Raw genomic sequence first — 18,504 nt, 5'->3', positions numbered from 1 at the left:
GGTGCCGACCGGTTCCCCGGAGGCCAACACGGCTGCGTTGAAATCGGCCGAACCCAATGCCATGAGAAGACTGCCGACTGTGGTGCCACTGGCAACAATCTCCGCCTTACGAACCGGGATCATGGCATCTCTCACCTGCTGAGTACTTGCCGGATCTATTGCCGAACGATGCAGAACCCCGAGTACGTCACCCCACGGCCCCATCACCGGGACCACCTCATGCTCACCGAACACGACGGTCTCAACTCCTGCCGCCGGAGAAACATATGCCTCTACCCGGTGCATGACCCGATCAACCGGTAGCTCCAGCAGGTCGCTGTCGGTAAAAGGTTGTGCGTACGACGCGCTAGCCGCCCCGAACAGAATCCATCCAATAAACCCGATCCACAGACCATCAAACCCAAGCCATCCGAACAGAACTAACCCGGTCAAGACAATGACCCCACCGAGGACCTGACCCACCCGGGCCGCCACCCTGGTCGCCTGAACCCGGTTACCGGTCGCCTTCCAAACCGCCGACCTAAGCACTCGACCGCCATCAAGAGGGATCCCCGGCAAAAGGTTCGTAACCGCCAACCAGATGTTGATCCACCCGACCCAACGAAGCGTCGGATCCAGAACGGCTGAAGATGTGAGATTCGTTGCGGCGAGAAACAAAACCCCCAACGCGGCCGAAGAGACCGGCCCCGAAGCAGCAATCATAAATTCATCGCCGGGCCGCTTTGCTTCATGGGCCAACTCAGACACCCCACCGAATATCATCAACCGGATGCGCTTGACGGGGACGCCCCGGCGGATCGCCACCACTGAATGGGAGACCTCATGGAGAAGAACCCCCGCCCCGAACATGCAGGCTCCGAACGCACCGGCTAGCCAACCAGCCGGCCCGGCGTCGAGGTTGTTCTGAAGGCTCCAGGTCAGCAAGGCCATGATCACGACCCATGAAGGACCTGCCGTCACCGGAATCCCAAACACTCGACCGAGGTAAATGCCCTTTAACGCCGTACGGCGCTTCGGCAGCGGAGGAGGGTTCTCTCGTACGTATCCTTCGCCGTCATTCATGCCGACAGCCTACGCGGATCGCCTGGCTACCCGGGATCCTCCGTACTTCCGGTCAGCTCATTCCCGGCCGCGACAAATATGATCGCCGGCGTAAGGACTCAGTGCTCCAGACCTCAGGACCAACAAATACCCAAAACCCAGCGTGACCATGGGGAATAGTGAGACTGGCTCCATGGCCGCCCGCCACCCGGCTAGCAAGGTTGTCCTCAACCAGGACGCCAGAAGGGTCGATGGAGTCATAGCAACGCTCGGCGATGCAATTCGACGACAGAGGGTCACATGGCCAAACTTGATCCGCTCTTTCGGGGGCTCCATCAACAAGGTGGGTCGGACCTTCACCTGGTCGCCGGCCAGGTTCCGATCATGCGAATCCACGGCAACCTGGTTCGGGTCAAGTCCGAGCGGCTCAATGACCAGACGGTCAGAGCTTTGCTGCGGGAAATCACGCCGCCGGAGCTCTGGGCGTCCTTCGAGGAGAGCGGTGACGTCGATTTTGGGTACCAGGTGCCCGGTCTGGCCCGCTTCCGGGCCAACCTCTTTGTACAAAAAAGCGGAGCAGCGGCCGTGTTCCGTCTCATCCCCGAAGACATCCTCACCTGTGAGCAGCTGAATCTTCCGCGCCAGGTGACAAACCTGGCCCAACTCCACAAGGGCCTCGTACTCGTTACCGGCCCAACTGGATCTGGCAAGTCCACCACGTTGGCGGCCATCATCGACGAGGCGAACAAGACCAGAAATGATCACATCCTGACGATCGAGGACCCGGTCGAATTTGTCCACAAGAGCCGGATGGCTCTCGTGAACCATCGGGAGGTCGGCAGCCATACACGTTCGTTCTCAGCCGCACTCAGGGCGGCGCTGCGCGAAGACCCGGACATCATCCTGGTTGGCGAAATGCGCGACCTGGAAACCATTCGCCTTGCCATCGAGGCCGCCGCCACCGGCCACCTGGTCTTCGGTACGCTTCACACCAACAACGCGGCCAAGACGGTCGATCGGATCATCGAGGTGTTTCCCGCCGATGAGCAGGAACAGATACGCTCAACATTGGCAGACTCGCTCAAGGCCGTCGTTGCACAAACGCTGTTTCGGACCGTCGATACCCCGGGCCGGGTAGCCGCTCTCGAGATCATGATCGGCACCCCGGCGATCGCCAACCTGATCCGCGAAGGAAAGACCTTCCAGATTCCCTCGTTGATGCAAACCGGGCGGTCAGGAGGAATGCAAACACTCGACCACGCCATTCTTGAGCTTCTGACGGCCAAGCGTATCGACCCGGAAACCGCTTTCGAACGTGCCATTAACACCGAGCTCATCCTTCCGTTCTTGCCTCCCGACCATCCAGCCAAACAGGCATGAACGACTACCGGGTCGCCAAGCTTGAAACCCCCGCTTCCCTGTACCTGACCAATTCCACCGTCGTTCGCGGCACAGTGTTCCTTGCAGAGTTCTCAGCCACGCACAGTGGCCATGAGACCGTGTTGGATCTGATGCGTTCATCAAGCCCCATGCTGCCAATGCACGATCAGGCCGGTCGGTTCTTCCTCGTCGGTCGCCATCACATCGTCGGCACCGAAGTTTTGGCAACCTCCGCCGGTGCCAAGAACCTGGTCAGCAGCGTGCCCGCCCGGATCGAGACCACCGGCGGTCATATCTTCCAAGGCCAGCTGCGCATTCCGGCCGGAATGGGTGACCGAATCTCAGATGCCCTCAACGGCGATTTCGACTGGCACGCTCTCCAGACCGGTTCGGTCATCACGTGGCTGAGCCGGCAACACATCATCAAAGCGCACACAGACAGCTAGCGAATCATGCCAGCTCAGAGCAACCGCTTTGCGTGGCCTCCAGGGCTAGGGTTGGTGCCCATGGAGGCTTTACACGTCAAAAAACAACCGGTGCCTGCCACGCTGTATCTCGTCAACGGGGCGGTGGACGCAGCAACGATTTTCCTGGCTCACCAATCGATTCATCGGAGCGGGGCTGAGACAATCGGCGAACTGCTGACCGACGACGGCGAGCCGATGCTCCCATTCAAGAGATCCGCGCAGAAAGATTTCAGCTGATCGGCAAAGCGGCGGTGTCGGCCATCCGGGCCGTGTCCGGCGCCGACCCCGTTGGTTACTACGGGCGGGCCCACGCCCTGATCGAACTGGTGGGCGGACATCGATTTGATGGACAACTCCTGTTTGAGGAGGGGCGGGGAAAACGGATATCGGATGCCATCAAGGAACCCTGGATTCGACTGGAAACTCGAGCCGGCCTGGTTTGGGCGAACTGAACCCACATCTTGCGGATCGAAACCCGCTGATTACTTCTTGGCGGCCTCGTAGTAGGGGTCAGTGCCGGAAGCATGATCCGTCACGTCCTCCACCGCCAGCAACTCGGGAATCGCATCCTTAAGGATCCGCTCAATCCCCTGCTTGAGCGTTACAGATGCCATGCCACAGCCCTGACAGCCGCCCATCAGCTCGAGATACGCGGTCCGGTCATCGACAGAAACGAGACGAGCCGCTCCCCCGTGTCCGGCGATGGAAGGATTGACCTGACGCTCGAGCACTTGCTGGACCTTGTCGGCGAGCGGGCCAACCAAATCCCCCGGGATGCCTGCCCCGCTCATCAACGGCGTGGATGGCTGGTTGGGGTTATCAATCGCCAATGCCGGGTTGGCCGGGTCAGATCCGAGCGACAGCACGGCGCCGTCGAGGTTGACGACATCTTTCTTCGGAATAAGAACCGACAGCAGTCCGTAGGTGTAGCTCTCATCGGTTTCTTTTTGGTCCGAAACCGGCATGAAGCTCAGCTCGTAGACAAACTGTGGGCCTTTGATACCGGTAATCTCGATAAATAGGGCAAGTTCGTGTTCGGACTCTTCGCCATCGCGAATCTCGATAATCTTGCCGACAGCATCATCGGTTATCGAAAGCGGTTGAGTACTCAAGGGATCTCCACTGTGCGCGAAACGCTATGTTACTTCAGTTTTGGCTGTCATCGCACAAACCGGCAAATATGGAGACGTGCAACGCGTCGCGATCATCCTTCCCTCAGAGACGTATCGGGCCACAGCTTTCATCGAAGCTGCCGGCGACCTTGGAGTTCGACTCACGGTCGTGTCGGAGCGCCGCCAGTTACTTCTTGACGACGCCGACTTTCTTCTCGTCGATCTTGGCAATCCGATTCAAGCGGCGGCCGTCATCGTCGAACGGCATGCCACCACCCCATTCGCAGCGATCGTGCCAGTCGACGATCAAAGCATGCTGGTGGCTGCCTACGCCGCCCACGACCTCAAACTCGCGCATAACCATCCTGCGGCAGTCGCCATCACGAGGGAGAAGGCCATGTTACGTCGGGCGTTGCGCGGCAAGGTGGCCCAGCCGCCCTTCGTCGTCGTCGAACGGTCGGCAGATCCGGCTCAGGCGGCTTCCGCATTGACCATGCCACTGGTCATCAAACCCCTGAGTTTGGCGGCTTCTCAGGGGGTCATCCGGATCAACTCACCGCAAGAAGCACCAGAAGCGGTGGATCGAATCCGACGAATCCTGGCGTGCGCAGGCCGCAACCCCAACGAACCACTGCTCTTTGAACGGTTCGTGCCCGGCCAGGAAGTAGCGGTCGAAGGCGTGCTCGTCGGCGGTCGCCTGAAGATACTTGCGGTCCTGGACAAGCCCGATCCGCTTGACGGGCCGTTCTTCGAGGAGTCCCTGTACATAACCCCCTCCCGGCACCATCCAGAAATACTTACCGAGGTGGCCGCCACCACCCAGAGAGCGATTGATGCGATCGGTCTAACCGAAGGCCCGATCCATGCCGAGCTCCGTATCGATGGATCCTTCGTTCGAGTCATTGAAATAGCTGCCCGACCAATCGGTGGCCTGTGCGGTCAAGCCCTGCAATTTGGCCTCCTCGGGACCAGCCTCGAAACCATGCTGCTCCGGGCAGCCCTCGGTATGAGAATTCCCGAGATTCGCCCATATCACGCCGCCTCCGGAGTGATGATGCTGCCTACCGCCACGACTGGCTTTTTCCGGGGAGTCCACGGGACGCAAGCCGCGCTGAAGGTCCCGGGCATAACCAAGCTTACGATCAGCATTCCCGTGGGCGAACGGGTCGAGGCATGGCCGGAAGGCAACCGCTACCTCGGGTTCCTATTCGCCACGGCCGACCGCCCTGAACACGTCGAACGCGCCTTGCGGAGTGCCTTCGAAAAGCTCACGATCGAGATCGACGAGGTCCCCAGCGAATCCGCTTAGGCGGATGCAGCTGCACACTTGAGCGATCGGAAACCCAGGGCGCATACGGCGCCATAATCAGTTCGGCAATCTCCAAGAGCACCGCCTCATAGTTGACCCGCCAACCCGAAAAGTCCCTCCACGCCTGCTGGCGGTCATCGACCACCGCGATTCCATCTTCGGCCAGCACGTCGAGCGCCTCATCGAATTCGGCGAACGTCAGGGCAATCGGGTCGCCGTACTGGGGGTCAGGGTCGTAGACGATCCCGAATACATCTGCGATCCGTCGCAGTGTTATGAACCCGGCCCGGATCACCACCGGTCCTGCCGGGCTGGGCTCACGAACCAACGATGTCTGTGCGAGCGCGGCCGCGTCGAGTGCAACACCGGCGGCCGTTATCCACGAAAGGTCCATCTGTGGGGATCGGAGAAAATTCAACGCCGGGAATGTCGTATGGGCTTCCTGCACTTCGGCAAACCACTGCTCCCAGGCCGCCCACTCCTGATCCAAATGGTCGATCCATCCGATCCGATGAAATCGGAGGAGAAACTGGGTGGCACTTGGCGGAGTTCCACCGCGCACTTCCATCAGGGTGACCATGGCTTCCCGCCGAGCAAACGAGGAGTAGATCGACGGTAGGAAGGTGATGAGCAACGCCACCAAACCCAATCCCAGGATGGCTTCAGAAAAAGCCACGACGTGCTCAAGGTTCGTCTCAACCGGGGCGAATCCAAGGGTCAGAAGGCTCGAACCAGAAACGCGGAATGCCTCGGTCCAGGTTGTCGCCCCGATCGCCTTGAACATCGCGGTGTAGCCCGTTCCGACCACAATGACCCACACCACCGGCAGCAGTACCAACGTGATCGGCGCAAACAACGCCATGACCCGATCACGGGCCTCAAAGGACCGTCGTTCGTTGGCGAGTAGACGGAAGAACTTGCCGGAAGCTCCGAACAGCATCCCGGTGAGCCACGATTGGGCGGCTCGCGCCAAAACGACGGTCCGGACTGCCGAGATGAGCGTGGCGGCCACCAATACGAGACCGAGCGAGAAGAGCACAACGGATCCAGCAACAGCCATCCGCCGATCCTAGGCAGCTATCGTGTCGCCGTATGCTGCAGGAACGTTCAAGTGGAGTGTTACTCCATCCCACCTCCCTACCGGGGCCCGACGGAATCGGAGATCTCGGACCGGCCGCATCCGCGTGGATCGATACACTCGCAGCCATGGGCTGCACCTACTGGCAAGTCCTCCCCCTTGGACCAACCGGATATGGGGATTCTCCCTACCAGTGTTTCTCGTCGTTTGCCGGAAACCCGTATCTCATCAGTGCCGACCTCCTCATCCGCGATCAGCTGCTGGACGAACCGGCTGACCGTCCGCCCCTTCCGTCTCATTCGGTCGACTACGGGGCAGCCATCAAGTGGAAAACCACCTTGATCGACCGGGCCTATCTGACGTTCTGCCAGACCAATCCTGCCGGTTTGGTCGATGAATTCGACACATTCGTCCAATCAGAGTCTGCTTGGCTTGACGATTTCGCGTTGTTCATGGTCATCAAAGCTCGCCAGGGCGGTGGAAGCTTCACCAGTTGGTCGCCCGAGTTTCGCGACCGCGTTCCGGCTGCCATCGAACAGTTACGATTCGGCGCTGGCGACGAACTCCGCCGGGTGGCATTCGGACAGTTCTTGTTCTTCAAGCAATGGCATGCACTGCATCAATACGCCGCCTCCCGGGGAATTCGGATCATTGGCGACCTCCCCATATTTGTTTCATCCGACTCGGCCGACGTCTGGGCAAACCGGGAACTATTCGAACTCGACGACACCGGGAAGGCCACACTCATCGCGGGCGTGCCACCCGACTACTTCTCAGCCACCGGACAGCTCTGGGGAAACCCCCAGTATCGGTGGGATGTCCATGCCGACCAGGGCTACCGCTGGTGGATGGACCGCCTGGCCGCCACCCTCCGCTTCGTGGATCTCGTCCGCATCGACCATTTCCGAGCGTTCGCAGACTATTGGGAGATCCCGGCTGGCAGCCCGACTGCCGAAAGTGGCCGGTGGCTCGACGGACCAGGCGAAGGGTTCTTTCACGTCGTTGCAGAACATTTCCCCGATATGCCAATCATTGCCGAAGACCTGGGTGAGATTTCGGCGGCCGTCTTCGCGCTACGGGACAAGTTCGAACTGCCGGGAATGAAGATCCTCCAATTCGCCTTTGATGGCGACGAAGCAAATCCCTTCTTGCCCCACTTCTTCCCAACCAACTGCGTCGTCTACACCGGGACCCACGACAACGACACGACCGTCGGATGGTGGAACGCTTCCGACGAAGCCACCCGGCACCAGGCACGAACCTACCTCAGCATCGACGGGTCCGATATTGCCTGGGACTTGATCGCCGCCGCCTGGGAATCACGGGCCGCCCTGTCGATCGCTCCGCTGCAGGACCTACTCGGTCTCGACGGTTCGGCCCGAATGAACCTCCCTGGCGAGCCAGCCGGGAACTGGAGCTGGAGGATGAGCGACGTCGATATCCCGGCCGGGGTGGTGCAGCGGATGCGAGAGCTAAACGAGCGAACCGGGCGCTAGGCCAGGCGGGCCCGTTCAGAGAGCCAGGACGCCCTGAATGTCCTCCATGCGACGAATCCGGCGCTTGGTGATCTCCGAGCTCCCATCAAGAAGCGCCTCGGTTTCGTTGAGCACATCGGTGATCGGGAAGAGTTCGACCATTGGATCGGAGGTGAGCCGTCCTCCACTCACCGTCGTTCTCCAGGCGGTCATGTGATCGGTAATCCCATTCATGATGGCCTCGACGGCGACCAGGCCGAGACGACCGGCCAACATACGATCATGAAACGAGGGGGCTCCACCCCGGACGATGTGACCAAGCACCACTCCCCGCACGTCAATGTTCGTATCGAGCAGCCGTGCTCCGATTTCTGACACCAACCGATCAGTGGGAATCGATACCCCTTCGGCCTTGATGATGAGCACAAGCCTTTTGGCCCGTTCGGTCGCCAGATTCCGGTGAATGAGCTCGGCAATCGAATCGACGATTTCTTCCTCAGTACTCTGATGCTCAGGTATCAGCACTGCGTCGGCTGCCGACGCGACTGCCGCCGACATCGCCAGATAGCCGGATTGACGACCCATCACCTCGACCACAAAAGCCCGTTTGAGAGACTGGGCGGTGTCGGAGATTCGATCACAGGCTTCCACGATCGTGTTGAGAGCTGTGTCGACACCGATGGCGTCCGAGGTGCAACCAATGTCGTTGTCGATGGACGCAGGAATGGCAACGATCGGGATCGGCGATTCGATCGCCATGTGATGAGCCCCGGCTACCGAGCCGTTACCCCCGATGACCACCAGGCCGCGCACTCCGAGGCTCTGCAAACGATTCGAGGCTTCCTGACGACCTTCGGGTGCCAAAAAACGGGAGCTGCGGGCTGTCCCGAGCATCGTGCCACCTTTGTTGCCCTCCGACTGCAGGGCGCCGATCGGAGCCATCCCCCAACTCACCGCCCTGGTGAGTTGGCGAAACCGACCATCGATGAGGCCGTCATAGCCGCGTTCGATGCCAAGGACCCTGACGTTCCTGGCCGAAGCGACCTTGGCGACTGCCCGAATGGCTGCGTTCATACCAGGAGCATCGCCACCAGAAGTCAGTACGCCGATTGTGTCCATGGGCAAAAGCTTAGACCGGCAAGTCCGGACGACGATACACACCTGCCACTGGTGTTCGCCGTTACTTGCGGGGGATTCGCGTCTGGGGAGCCTGGTAGGTTCGCACCATGACAAGAACCATCACCGCAGAAGACCTCTGGGCAATCGCCCGAGTTGGCAGGGCCTCGGTCGCCAAGCATGGTCAGGGCGTCTTCCCCGTGACGACATTCGACATGGACACCGATGCAGGGCTGACCCGCATTTACTCATTGACTGACGCGAAGCCCCTCACCGGTGGTACATCCGCCACTTCCCCGGCCATCGCCCCGTCAGGCCACCAGTTCGCTTTTTTGCGCAAGGTTGGCGATCTACCTCAGGTCCACGTGATGCCCTTGGATGGAGGGGAGTCCGAAGTGCTGACCTCCTTCCCGCTCGGCGTGGAGGCCATGCGATGGCTACCCGATGAAAGCGGCTTGATTGTGGCGGCCAACGTGTACGGTCCCGACACGGACCGAACTGCTGAGATCGTCGAAGAACGCTCCAAATCGAAGGTGACCGCCAAGTCGACCGAAGCCCGGTTTTACCGATATTGGGACACGTGGCTCACCGACGAATACGTTACCCATCTCTTCAAGGTCGAATTGACAGGGTTGACGCACGACCTGACTCCTACATTAAAAGCGTTCATCAGCCTTCCTTTGTCAGGGATCACCGAGAACTTCGACATTTCGCCCGACGGTACCCAACTCGTGGTGAGCGCGGCCCTCCTTGACCACGGGACCCTTCCACGGCCACGGTACGAACTGTGGAGCGTCCCGACGGCCGGCGGCGAACTGACCCAACTCACTCCCGACAATCCCGGCGACGACGACCGTCCGGTGTTCCTGCCGGATGGCCGAATCGTATTCGGGGCGTCTGCGGAACTGGATTTCTACGCAAGCCCGGTGCGGTTGACGCTACTGGAGTCTGATGGAACCCAAACCGCCCTCGCCGACGATTGGGACCTGTCACCGTCTTCGTGGGTTGCCGTACCGGACGGCTCAGGCGTCCTGGCAATCGCCGAAGAGTCCGCCCAATCACGGGCCTACCTGGTGCCGCTTGACGGAGGAGAACCACGTCGGATGCTCGCCGATCACTCGGTGTCGGACCCGGCGGCGACCCCCGACCGCCTCTTCCTCCTGCAACAGTCGTTGTCCAAACCCCCGGAACTTATAAGCATCCCCTGGGTTGGCGAGTCGCTCAAACGCCTCACCCATTTCAACGACGCCACCTTGGACGGCCTCCACCTTGGTGAAGTCGAAAGCACGATGATCGAAGGCGCCGATGGTGCAGCAGTACAAATGTATGTCATATACCCGCCTGACTTCGACTCCAGCCGGCAATACCCACTCGTCCACATGATTCATGGCGGACCGCACGCGAGCTTCGGTGACGTCTGGCACCAACGATGGAACGCTCATGCTTTCGCCGCGCCCGACTATGTCGTCGCCATGGTCAACTTCCATGGTTCCTCGTCTTTTGGCCATGCCTTCACCAAATCGATCTCAGGCGCCTGGGGCGAGCGACCGGCCGCCGATGTCCTGGCAGCCACCGAATCTTTGATCGTCCGCGGCTTTATCGATCCCGAGCGGATGGCCATTACTGGTGGCTCCTACGGTGGGTACCTGACGGCGTGGCTGGCGACCCAGGACAGCCGATTCGCCTGCGCCATCGCCCATGCGGCCGTGACAAACCTCGCAAGCATGTACGCGACCGATTGGAGCACCGGCCTGGAACGTGCGGCCGGGGCCTCCCCCTGGGAAGATCCCATCCGTAATGCCCGCTGGAGCCCATCGTTCCACTATGGCGGCTACGAGACGCCGACGCTCATCATCCACGGAGAGAAGGACTACCGCGTCCCGATCAATCAGGGACTTGAGCTGTACGGCATCCTCAAGGCCAAAGGCGTGGATGCTCGTCTCGTTTACTTCCCTGACGAAAACCATTGGATTCTCAAGCCGAACAACTCGATCTACTGGTACTCAGAGGTCCACGGTTGGCTCGCACGCTATCTAGATTGACATAATGTTGGACGAACCGATTACTGCGGTTGTGGTTGCCGGAGGCGACGCGGTTCATCTTGACCAGATCGAAGATGTGCCGGCCGACGCCTACGTCATAGCTGCCGATTCAGGTCTTGACCATGCCCGGCGCCTCAACCTGGCAGTGGATCTCATCGTGGGTGACCTCGATTCGGTTTCCGCCAAGGCGTTGGCAGATTCCGAGGGCATCCCCATCGAACAGTACCCGACCGACAAGAACTACACGGATCTTGAACTGGCCCTCGATGCAGCTGTCCGACTCGACGCCGAACGTATCGTTGTACTGGGCGGCCATGGCGGACGACTCGATCACTTCTTTGGAAACGCCGCAGTGCTCACGGCTCCCAGTTTGTCCAATCGAAACGTTGAGTGGTTGGCCGGTCACGCCCATGTGTATGTCGTGCGTCGGTGGACTCAGCTTCACGGATCGGTCGGCGCGACAGTCAGCCTCCTGGCTGTCGGCGGGCCAGCCACGGGCGTCGTCACGCAGGGGCTCAGATGGCCGCTGGCGAATGAGGCGCTTGAACCGTGGGAGTCCCGCGGCCTTTCGAACCAATTCAGCTCTCCGATTGCCACCATCAACCTGGAATCGGGCATCCTTCTGGCCGTCATTCCTGGCGCCTGACTACCGGGTGACGCACGCCTCCTCGTCAGCCAGCAAGGGTCGCACGAGGACCCGCCAGGTTTGGTCTCCCGATTCGTAGAACGTCGCATCATTCCCCGCATCGAATAGGGCCACGGCCTCAGCCAGGTCATCTCCGCCAATTTCCAGGCAACGAACGTCATTGAATACTGCAGGTACCTCGCCAAGATCACTGAACGGCCAGACAACGACCGAGCTCAACTCGATGTCATCAACCGGCCCACTTGGTGAGATGACCACCTGAAGGCGTTCGACGGCAGCATCGACTGGTGTTCCGCTGCTGCCTGCCTCAACGGCTGCTGCCAACGCGGCAAACTCCACAACATCTGCGTCTTGATTTTCACCAAGCCCGAACGCGTAAATGGAGTACTGGCTGGTTGTGCCGTCCCGATGATGGAGCACGAAGACACTCGTATCGGCATCGGCTACGAACTGATTGGCGGTCTCGTTTGAGCCTTCCGGTGACCGGACCAGTTCGGTCTGGCTGATCGCCTGCAACACGGATGACATTTGATCCTGATCAAGTTGGACCTTCTGGAAACGAATCAACTGCGGGCCTGGATAGATCATGGTCATGGGACCCTGAAAATACAACTGGCCTCCGGCCGTCAGCACGTACCGGGGAGCCCGTCCAACGTTGTACTCAACCGGTACAAAGCCACCGACCGACAGCCACTCCAACAGAACGGCGTCGGGGTTCGTCGGCGCATCGAAACCCCAGATATCGGTATCGACAGGTCCAACAGGTTGTGTGGTGGGCGAGCCACCACCGACGGGATCGGGCTCTGGTTGTGTTATATCGCCTCCCCCACAAGCAGTAAGGGCCAGCGCAACGGTCAATAACAATACTGATAAGGATCGAGTCATGATCATCTGACGCCTCAGCTCAACAAACGGTTCCTAGGAACGCGGGACGTCTTTCCAGGGTAAATCCTTGTCGACCCGTGGCTCCCCCGGTAATCCCAGAACGCGCTCGCCCAGGATGTTCTTCATGACCTCCGACGTCCCACCTTCAATACTGTTGGCGCGAGCTCGCAAGAACGCCCGTTGGGCAGTCTGACCGCTTAGCCCGGCGACGGACGGGCGACTCTGCGTATACCCACCGGGCAGGACCAGGCCATCGGCACCCAATAAGTCCAAGGTGAACTCGGTGATCCGCTTGTTCAGGTCGGCCCAATGCAACTTGCCGGTCGAGCCTTCCGGGCCGGGTACGCCCTTCTTGCGGTGATCCGAGGCGCGAATATTCGTGAGTCGCATCGCCTCAGCCTCGACCCACAGGCCGGCAAGCTGGTCTCGCTTCAATCGGTCGGTGATCCCCTTTTCGTTGAAAACCAGAACGGCATCGCCGATGGCCCCTGACCCACGGGGGCTCACGTTTGACCCGATTGCCACCCTCTCATTCATGAGTGTGGTGAGCGTGAGTCTCCATCCATCGCCAACCTCTCCAACCCGGTCACCATCCGGGATCCGGGCGTCTGTGAAGTACACCTCGTTGAATTCTGCCTCGCCGGTAATCTGGTAGAGCGGTCGCACCTCCACACCTGGCGATTTCATATCGACGACGAAGTAGGTCAAACCCTGATGCTTGGGCACATCCGGATCCGTACGGGTCACCAGCATGCCCCAGGATGCAACGTGAGCCAGGGTGGTCCACACTTTCTGGCCGTTCACGATCCATTCGTCCCCGTCACGAACCGCCCGCATGGAAAGAGAAGCGACATCTGACCCGGAACCTGGCTCGGAGAACATCTGACACCAGATCTCCTCGGCCGTAAACATCGGTCGAAGCCACCTCATCTTCTGTTCATCGGTGCCGTGGGCCGAAAGAACCGGTCCCCCCATCCCGATCCCCAGAAGGTTCATCTGGTAGTTCGCGAAAGACGCCCCTTTGTCTCGCAGGCTGGCGATGATGCTCTTTTGATACTTCGGGCTCAAGCCAAGCCCGCCGAACCCTTCTGAGAAGTGGACCCAGGCGAGGCCGAGGTCGTACATCTTGCCCCAGAACTCAGGCCCGCTGCGCTCGGCCGTCCCAGCCAGAAGTTGCGCAATTCGCTCGTCGATCAGTTCTTGCTCGGTATCGGGTGTGGTCGTCATGACATCCCTCAGCTAAACACGGTCAAGTTGGCGTTTGAAATCACTTTTGACTGACGTTGTTTGGTGATCGCCTCCACCAGGAAACCCGACTCACTCTCCCAAATCTTGGTGACGATCGTCTCGCCAGGAACCACCGGTCCTGAGAAGCGGGCAGAGTACCCATGTACTTGTGAGACATCTCCGGCCAACACGGTATCAACGACCGCCTTGCACACGATGCCATAGGAGCACAACCCGTGCAGAATCGGTCGGTCGAACCCGCCGATCGCCGCGAATGCGGGATCGACATGCAGAGGATTCCTATCCCCCGATAACCGGTACAGCAGCGCCTGCTGCTCCAACGTCACCGACTCGACGACGTGATCCGGCTCGCGATCGGGCGCCTCATGCCGGGGCGGAGGCCCGGGCTCTCCCCCAAAACCACCCTCGCCGCGCAGGAAGAGTGACGAACGATTCGTAAACAACAGATCTCCGGCGGCGTCACGCGAATCGATATCGACCACCACCAGAGCGCCTTTTCCCTTGTCATAAATCCCGGCGATCCGACCCTGATTCGTGACCTTGGCGTCTGGCGGGATGGGCCGAAATAGCGTGACCTCTTGCTCACCATGCAAAAGCATGGCCAGGTTGAAGTCGAGTCCGTCGACATTGGTGACACCCATCATCGCCCCGAAGGGAACAATGGAGGCGAAGCTCGGAAGCACTTTCAAATTCGCTTCGTACACATACTCAAGCTCGTTGGGATCGGTGGCAGGCACCCCTGCGCCGACTCCGAGGTGATAGAGGATTACATCATTGGCGTCCCAACTGTACGAACCGTCCGGGAGGGACGCATCCAGGGCTTTGGAGACGTCGATCGGCATTATCCCTGAAGCGCCTTATAGAGCAGGGCCATCTCCTCATTGTTGTTCATCGGCACGATGAACTCATCGATGTTCTGGATGGTCTCAAGATTGGCGTGAATGTCTTCGACGCTCGGTACCACTCCTTGGCCGGCGAACCAGCCGTCACCAACTCCGACGAAAATGCGGGCGTAGCGGCCACCTCCCACCGAAAAGACCTGATGGGTGAGTTCGCACGCCTCTGAGGCGAGATAGACGACCATCGGGGTGACTTGCTCGGGGTCGACCAGGTCGGCGAGTGGGCCGAGCAGGTCTTCGGTCATCCGGGTCTTGGCCACCGGGGCAATCGTGTTGACCTTGATGTTGTACTTGACTCCCTCGATCGCCATGACTGATGCCATACCCATCAATCCGGCTTTGGCAGCTCCGTAATTGACCTGACCGAAGTTACCGAAGAGACCCGACGGCGAGGACGTGTTGACGATCCGCCCGTACCCACTCTCCTTCATGATGGCGAAGGCTGGTTGTGACACATAGAAGGCGCCTTTAAGGTGAACATCAATGACGGCATCGATCTGGTCCGTAGTCATCTTGGCGAACGACGTATCACGCAAGATGCCGGCATTGTTCACGAGAATGTCGAGCCGCCCGAACGAGTCCATGGCTGTCAGGACGATGTTGGCGCCACCCTCGGGCGTCGACACGGAATCGTAGTTGGCGGTGGCTTCTCCACCAGCTGCCACGATCTCATCCACCACCGTATCGGCGGCTCGCGTGGAACGGCCGGATCCGTCCACCCCTCCACCCAGATCGTTGACAACAACTCTGGCTCCACGACGCGCTAACTCGAGCGCATAGGTTTTCCCGAGGCCGCCACCAGCTCCCGTGACAATGGCGACCCGATTATCAAAAGTGATGTCAGACATGCGACTGAGGCTCCGTTTTCGGCAACCCCGATAGCCTAGCGGTCGCGTGTTAACCGCGGTTTACATCGGTCGGCCCGATCCCTCCCCGGAGTACGACTGGTTGAACGGTACTTCAGAGGAACCGGATGGTCATTGGATATCGGTACTCGACACCTTCTCCAGCCCGGACTCCGGCAATGATCGCAAACACGATGTCCGCGATGATCACAAGCGGGAACAGAATCACCCCAACCAGGACCAGGATGAGGAGCGCCGAGATCACCATGTAGATGAACATCGTGATCTGAAAGTTGAGTGATTCTTTGGCCTGTCCGGCAATAACCGGCGACTCATCCTTCTTCAAAAACCAGATAACCGCCGGCCCGATAAATCCGGGAATCGCAACCAACACCGACAGTGTCGAGAAGTGGGCCCACATTGACCAATCTCGTTCTTCTTTGGTCATACCCGAAAACGGTGCATTGGCAGATTCATTGATGTCCATTCCAAGAATGTACACGCGATCCATCGATTTCTTGGATAAACCGCAGCCACCAGGATCTTGACATATGCTATCCCCTCACCAATAGGAGGAGGGAGCACGTTGGCTCATTTCAAACGGAAAAGCGACAAGATCGCCCACATCAAGTCGATCCCGCTATTCAGCAAACTCTCACAAAAGGAATTGGCAGAGGTAGCCCGGCACTGCGACGAGATGAGCGTCGCCTCCCATCAAGTTCTAGCCAACGAGGGATCCCCCGGCGATGAGTGCTTCATCATTGTCTCGGGTGAGATCACCATTCGGCGTAACCACCGCAAACTTGCCGTCAAAGGAGCAGGAGAGATTGTCGGTGAAATGGCCCTTCTCGACGAGCTCCCCCGGTCGGCGACGCTGGTCACAAGCCAGGACTCCAACCTGCTGGTATTCAGCCGCCGGGACTTCCGACTGATCATCAACGAGCTGCCGAGCGTCTCACGCAAGCTCCTCGAAACCCTTTCGGAAAGGCTGCGGGAAACAGACAAGAGTTGGTTGGGCTAGCCAACCGGGCGTTGTTCCGGCTGCATTGAAAAGAGGGACCTCAGCGGAAGGTCCCTCTTTTCGATAACACGCTCTGGCCGAAGCCAGGCCGATATCTACTTCTTGCGGTAGATATCGGCCAGCACGTGGCCGTATTTGTCGTGGACGACGTTGCGCTTGACTTTGAGCGTCGGGGTTATCTCGCCGCCCTCGATCGTGAAGTCGGCAGGCAGAATCCGGAATTCTTTGATGGCCTCTGCCTTGGATACGGCATTGTTGGCCTCCTGGATGGCTGCCTGAATCTCTTCTCGAAGATGTACATCATCGACGAACTCATGGATGTCGCCTTGTTTGTCGTGCTGACCCTTCCACCGAACGAACTCATCCGGATCGATCGTCACCATGACCGCGATGAATGGCTGGGCGTCGCCTACCACCACACATTGGCTTACAAGAGGATGGGCACGTAAACGGTCCTCAAGGACCGCCGGCGCGACATTTTTGCCGCCGGCCGTGACAATGATTTCCTTTTTCCGACCGGTGATGCGAAGGAACCCCTCATCGTCCAACGCTCCGATATCACCGGTATGGAACCAACCGTCTTTGATGGCTTCGCTCGTGGCGCCATCGTTGTTCCAGTATCCCGAGAACACGTGAGGGCCGGCAATGAGCACTTCACCATCCTCGGCAATCCTGATCGACACACCGGAGATGGGTCTGCCGACCGTTCCGATCTTCATCGCCCCTTGACGGTTGAGAGTCGATCCGGCCGAGGTCTCCGTTAGGCCATACCCCTCATAGACTTTCAAGCCCACCCCTGAATAGAAGTACCCGAGCCGCTCTCCCAGTGGTGCCCCACCGGAGATGGCGTGGGCAGCCCGGCCGCCGAGCGCCGCGCGAATCTTCGCATAGACCAGCTTGTCGAAGACCATGTGCTTGAGACGTGTCGCCAAGCCAACCGCCCCGGCTTCGCGCTGTTTGGCGAAATCGATTGCTGTCTGTGCAGCGATATCGAATATCTTGCCTTTGCCATCATCGGCGGCCTTGGCCGCGGAACTGTTGTACACCTTCTCGAAAACCCGCGGGACCGAAAAGATCCAGGTCGGCTTGACCATCTGCAACTCTTCCATCAGCTGCGGGATGCCAGTGGAGAAAGCAATCTTCGAACCTACGTTGACCGATCCAACCTGAACGAGTCTGGCAAAAATATGAGCCAAAGGAAGGAACATCAGGGTCGATGCGCCCGCGTAGAGCACGTCGCTCGCATCGGAAGCAACGTTGCGAATGATGAACACGAAGTTGCGGTGAGTGAGATGACACCCCTTCGGTAGACCGGTAGTGCCAGATGTGTACACAAGGGTGGCGAGATCCACCTGGTCGACGCTGGCGGCGCGAGCCATCACCTCATCATCCGAAATCGCTGCTCCAGCCTCAACAAGCGCATCGAGGCCACCGGACTCGATCGAGTACACATGCTTGACCGTACCCAACGTACCGGCCCGCTCATTGAAGACCGCTACCAGTCGATCATTCTCGCAAACGATGGCCGTCGCTCCCGAGTCTTTGACGATCCACTCAACCTGCTCAGAAGAAGACGTTTCATAGATCGTCACGGTCGCACAACCGGCCGCCCAAATGGCGTAGTCGACCTCGGTGAACTCACGACGAGACGACGAGAACAGACAAATCCGATCGCCCTTCTCGATGCCGGCCGCCATGAATCCGGCCGCGATCCTCCGAACCCGATCAGCGAGCTCCTTGGTCGAAACATCCACGAAGCCTTCACCATCACGGTAGGCAAGGGCAGCCCGATTCGGGTGGTTGCGCTCGGCCTCCCACAATCCATCCGGCACGGTTTCATTGGGGTCGACCTCAACCGCGACCGGACTCGAATACTCCTGCATCATTCCTCCGAAAACCTCGTTCTGTGGACCCAATCGTAGTCACTCCGAGGCAGCTAC

The 18,504-nt window shown here is 59.4% G+C and carries 19 protein-coding genes; 9 read left to right on the top strand and 10 right to left on the bottom strand.

Annotated elements, in window-relative coordinates; translation table 11 throughout:
* Positions 1-1,062, bottom strand: a 1,062-nt coding sequence (locus JJE47_00660) for a site-2 protease family protein (protein ID MBK5265921.1), incomplete at its 3' end; no start/stop codon positions are given.
* Between the two features lie 279 nt (positions 1,063-1,341).
* Here JJE47_00660 and JJE47_00655 point away from each other — a divergent pair.
* Genes JJE47_00655 through JJE47_00640 form a run of 4 tightly spaced genes read left to right on the top strand, consistent with a single transcriptional unit; the run spans position 1,342 to position 3,340 of the window.
* Positions 1,342-2,421, top strand: a complete 1,080-nt coding sequence (locus JJE47_00655) for a type IV pilus twitching motility protein PilT (GenBank protein MBK5265920.1) — start codon at positions 1,342-1,344, stop codon at positions 2,419-2,421.
* Positions 2,418-2,867, top strand: coding sequence for a hypothetical protein (locus tag JJE47_00650; protein MBK5265919.1), 450 nt, complete (start codon positions 2,418-2,420; stop codon positions 2,865-2,867). Before JJE47_00655 ends, JJE47_00650 begins: the two co-directional genes overlap by 4 nt.
* A gap of 60 nt (positions 2,868-2,927) precedes the next feature.
* Complete coding sequence (locus JJE47_00645; GenBank protein ID MBK5265918.1) at positions 2,928-3,125, top strand: hypothetical protein; 198 nt, start codon at positions 2,928-2,930, stop codon at positions 3,123-3,125.
* Between the two features lie 14 nt (positions 3,126-3,139).
* Positions 3,140-3,340 carry a hypothetical protein gene (locus JJE47_00640; protein MBK5265917.1) on the top strand — a complete coding sequence of 67 codons (201 nt, stop codon included), beginning with the start codon at positions 3,140-3,142 and terminating at the stop codon, positions 3,338-3,340.
* 30 nt (positions 3,341-3,370) lie between these two features.
* Here JJE47_00640 and JJE47_00635 read toward each other — a convergent pair whose 3' ends face one another.
* Positions 3,371-4,000, bottom strand: coding sequence for a NifU family protein (locus JJE47_00635; GenBank protein MBK5265916.1), 630 nt, complete (start codon positions 3,998-4,000; stop codon positions 3,371-3,373).
* 40 nt (positions 4,001-4,040) lie between these two features.
* Between JJE47_00635 and JJE47_00630 the strand changes: the two genes are divergently transcribed.
* Entirely contained in the window at positions 4,041-5,309 is a 1,269-nt protein-coding gene (locus tag JJE47_00630; protein MBK5265915.1) for an ATP-grasp domain-containing protein, read from the top strand.
* Here the strand turns inward: JJE47_00630 and JJE47_00625 are convergent.
* Entirely contained in the window at positions 5,269-6,369 is a 1,101-nt protein-coding gene (locus tag JJE47_00625; GenBank protein ID MBK5265914.1) for a hypothetical protein, read from the bottom strand. The two genes, JJE47_00630 and JJE47_00625, sit on opposite strands and share 41 nt — an antisense overlap.
* Positions 6,370-6,401: 32 nt before the next feature.
* Here JJE47_00625 and malQ point away from each other — a divergent pair, with 32 nt between their 5' ends.
* Complete coding sequence (gene malQ, locus JJE47_00620) at positions 6,402-7,883, top strand: 4-alpha-glucanotransferase (GenBank protein ID MBK5265913.1); 1,482 nt, start codon at positions 6,402-6,404, stop codon at positions 7,881-7,883.
* A 15-nt stretch (positions 7,884-7,898) separates the two neighbouring features.
* Here malQ and JJE47_00615 read toward each other — a convergent pair whose 3' ends face one another.
* Positions 7,899-8,981 carry an ATP-dependent 6-phosphofructokinase gene (locus JJE47_00615; GenBank protein MBK5265912.1) on the bottom strand — a complete coding sequence of 361 codons (1,083 nt, stop codon included), beginning with the start codon at positions 8,979-8,981 and terminating at the stop codon, positions 7,899-7,901.
* Between the two features lie 107 nt (positions 8,982-9,088).
* Here JJE47_00615 and JJE47_00610 point away from each other — a divergent pair, with 107 nt between their 5' ends.
* Complete coding sequence (locus JJE47_00610) at positions 9,089-11,020, top strand: S9 family peptidase (GenBank protein MBK5265911.1); 1,932 nt, start codon at positions 9,089-9,091, stop codon at positions 11,018-11,020.
* A 4-nt stretch (positions 11,021-11,024) separates the two neighbouring features.
* Positions 11,025-11,666 (top strand): thiamine diphosphokinase, encoded by a 642-nt coding sequence (locus JJE47_00605; GenBank protein ID MBK5265910.1) that lies wholly within the window; start codon positions 11,025-11,027, stop codon positions 11,664-11,666.
* Here the strand turns inward: JJE47_00605 and JJE47_00600 are convergent, their stop codons facing one another.
* From JJE47_00600 to JJE47_00580, 5 genes are all read right to left on the bottom strand, one after another.
* On the bottom strand, positions 11,667-12,551 hold the full coding sequence (locus JJE47_00600) for a hypothetical protein (protein MBK5265909.1): 885 nt from the start codon (positions 12,549-12,551) through the stop codon (positions 11,667-11,669).
* Positions 12,552-12,584: 33 nt separating this feature from the next.
* A complete protein-coding gene (locus JJE47_00595; GenBank protein ID MBK5265908.1) occupies positions 12,585-13,778 on the bottom strand; it encodes an acyl-CoA dehydrogenase family protein in 1,194 nt (397 codons plus the stop codon).
* A gap of 8 nt (positions 13,779-13,786) precedes the next feature.
* Positions 13,787-14,641: a MaoC family dehydratase N-terminal domain-containing protein gene (locus JJE47_00590; GenBank protein ID MBK5265907.1), complete on the bottom strand. Its 855-nt coding sequence runs from the start codon at positions 14,639-14,641 to the stop codon at positions 13,787-13,789.
* Positions 14,641-15,546 carry an SDR family oxidoreductase gene (locus tag JJE47_00585; protein MBK5265906.1) on the bottom strand — a complete coding sequence of 302 codons (906 nt, stop codon included), beginning with the start codon at positions 15,544-15,546 and terminating at the stop codon, positions 14,641-14,643. Before JJE47_00585 ends, JJE47_00590 begins: the two co-directional genes overlap by 1 nt.
* 112 nt (positions 15,547-15,658) lie before the next feature.
* Positions 15,659-15,991 (bottom strand): DUF4870 domain-containing protein, encoded by a 333-nt coding sequence (locus JJE47_00580; GenBank protein MBK5265905.1) that lies wholly within the window; start codon positions 15,989-15,991, stop codon positions 15,659-15,661.
* Between the two features lie 138 nt (positions 15,992-16,129).
* Here JJE47_00580 and JJE47_00575 point away from each other — a divergent pair, with 138 nt between their 5' ends.
* Positions 16,130-16,564: a cyclic nucleotide-binding domain-containing protein gene (locus JJE47_00575; GenBank protein MBK5265904.1), complete on the top strand. Its 435-nt coding sequence runs from the start codon at positions 16,130-16,132 to the stop codon at positions 16,562-16,564.
* A gap of 95 nt (positions 16,565-16,659) precedes the next feature.
* Here JJE47_00575 and JJE47_00570 read toward each other — a convergent pair whose 3' ends face one another.
* Entirely contained in the window at positions 16,660-18,447 is a 1,788-nt protein-coding gene (locus tag JJE47_00570; GenBank protein ID MBK5265903.1) for a long-chain fatty acid--CoA ligase, read from the bottom strand.
* Between the last annotated feature and the right edge of the window lie 57 nt (positions 18,448-18,504).

The organism is Acidimicrobiia bacterium, from assembly GCA_016650365.1.
In the GTDB taxonomy this organism is placed as follows: Bacteria; Actinomycetota; Acidimicrobiia; order Spongiisociales; family JAENVV01; genus JAENVV01.
Note: the sequence above shows the minus strand (reverse complement) of the source record. Positions and strands in the feature narration are given on the sequence as shown.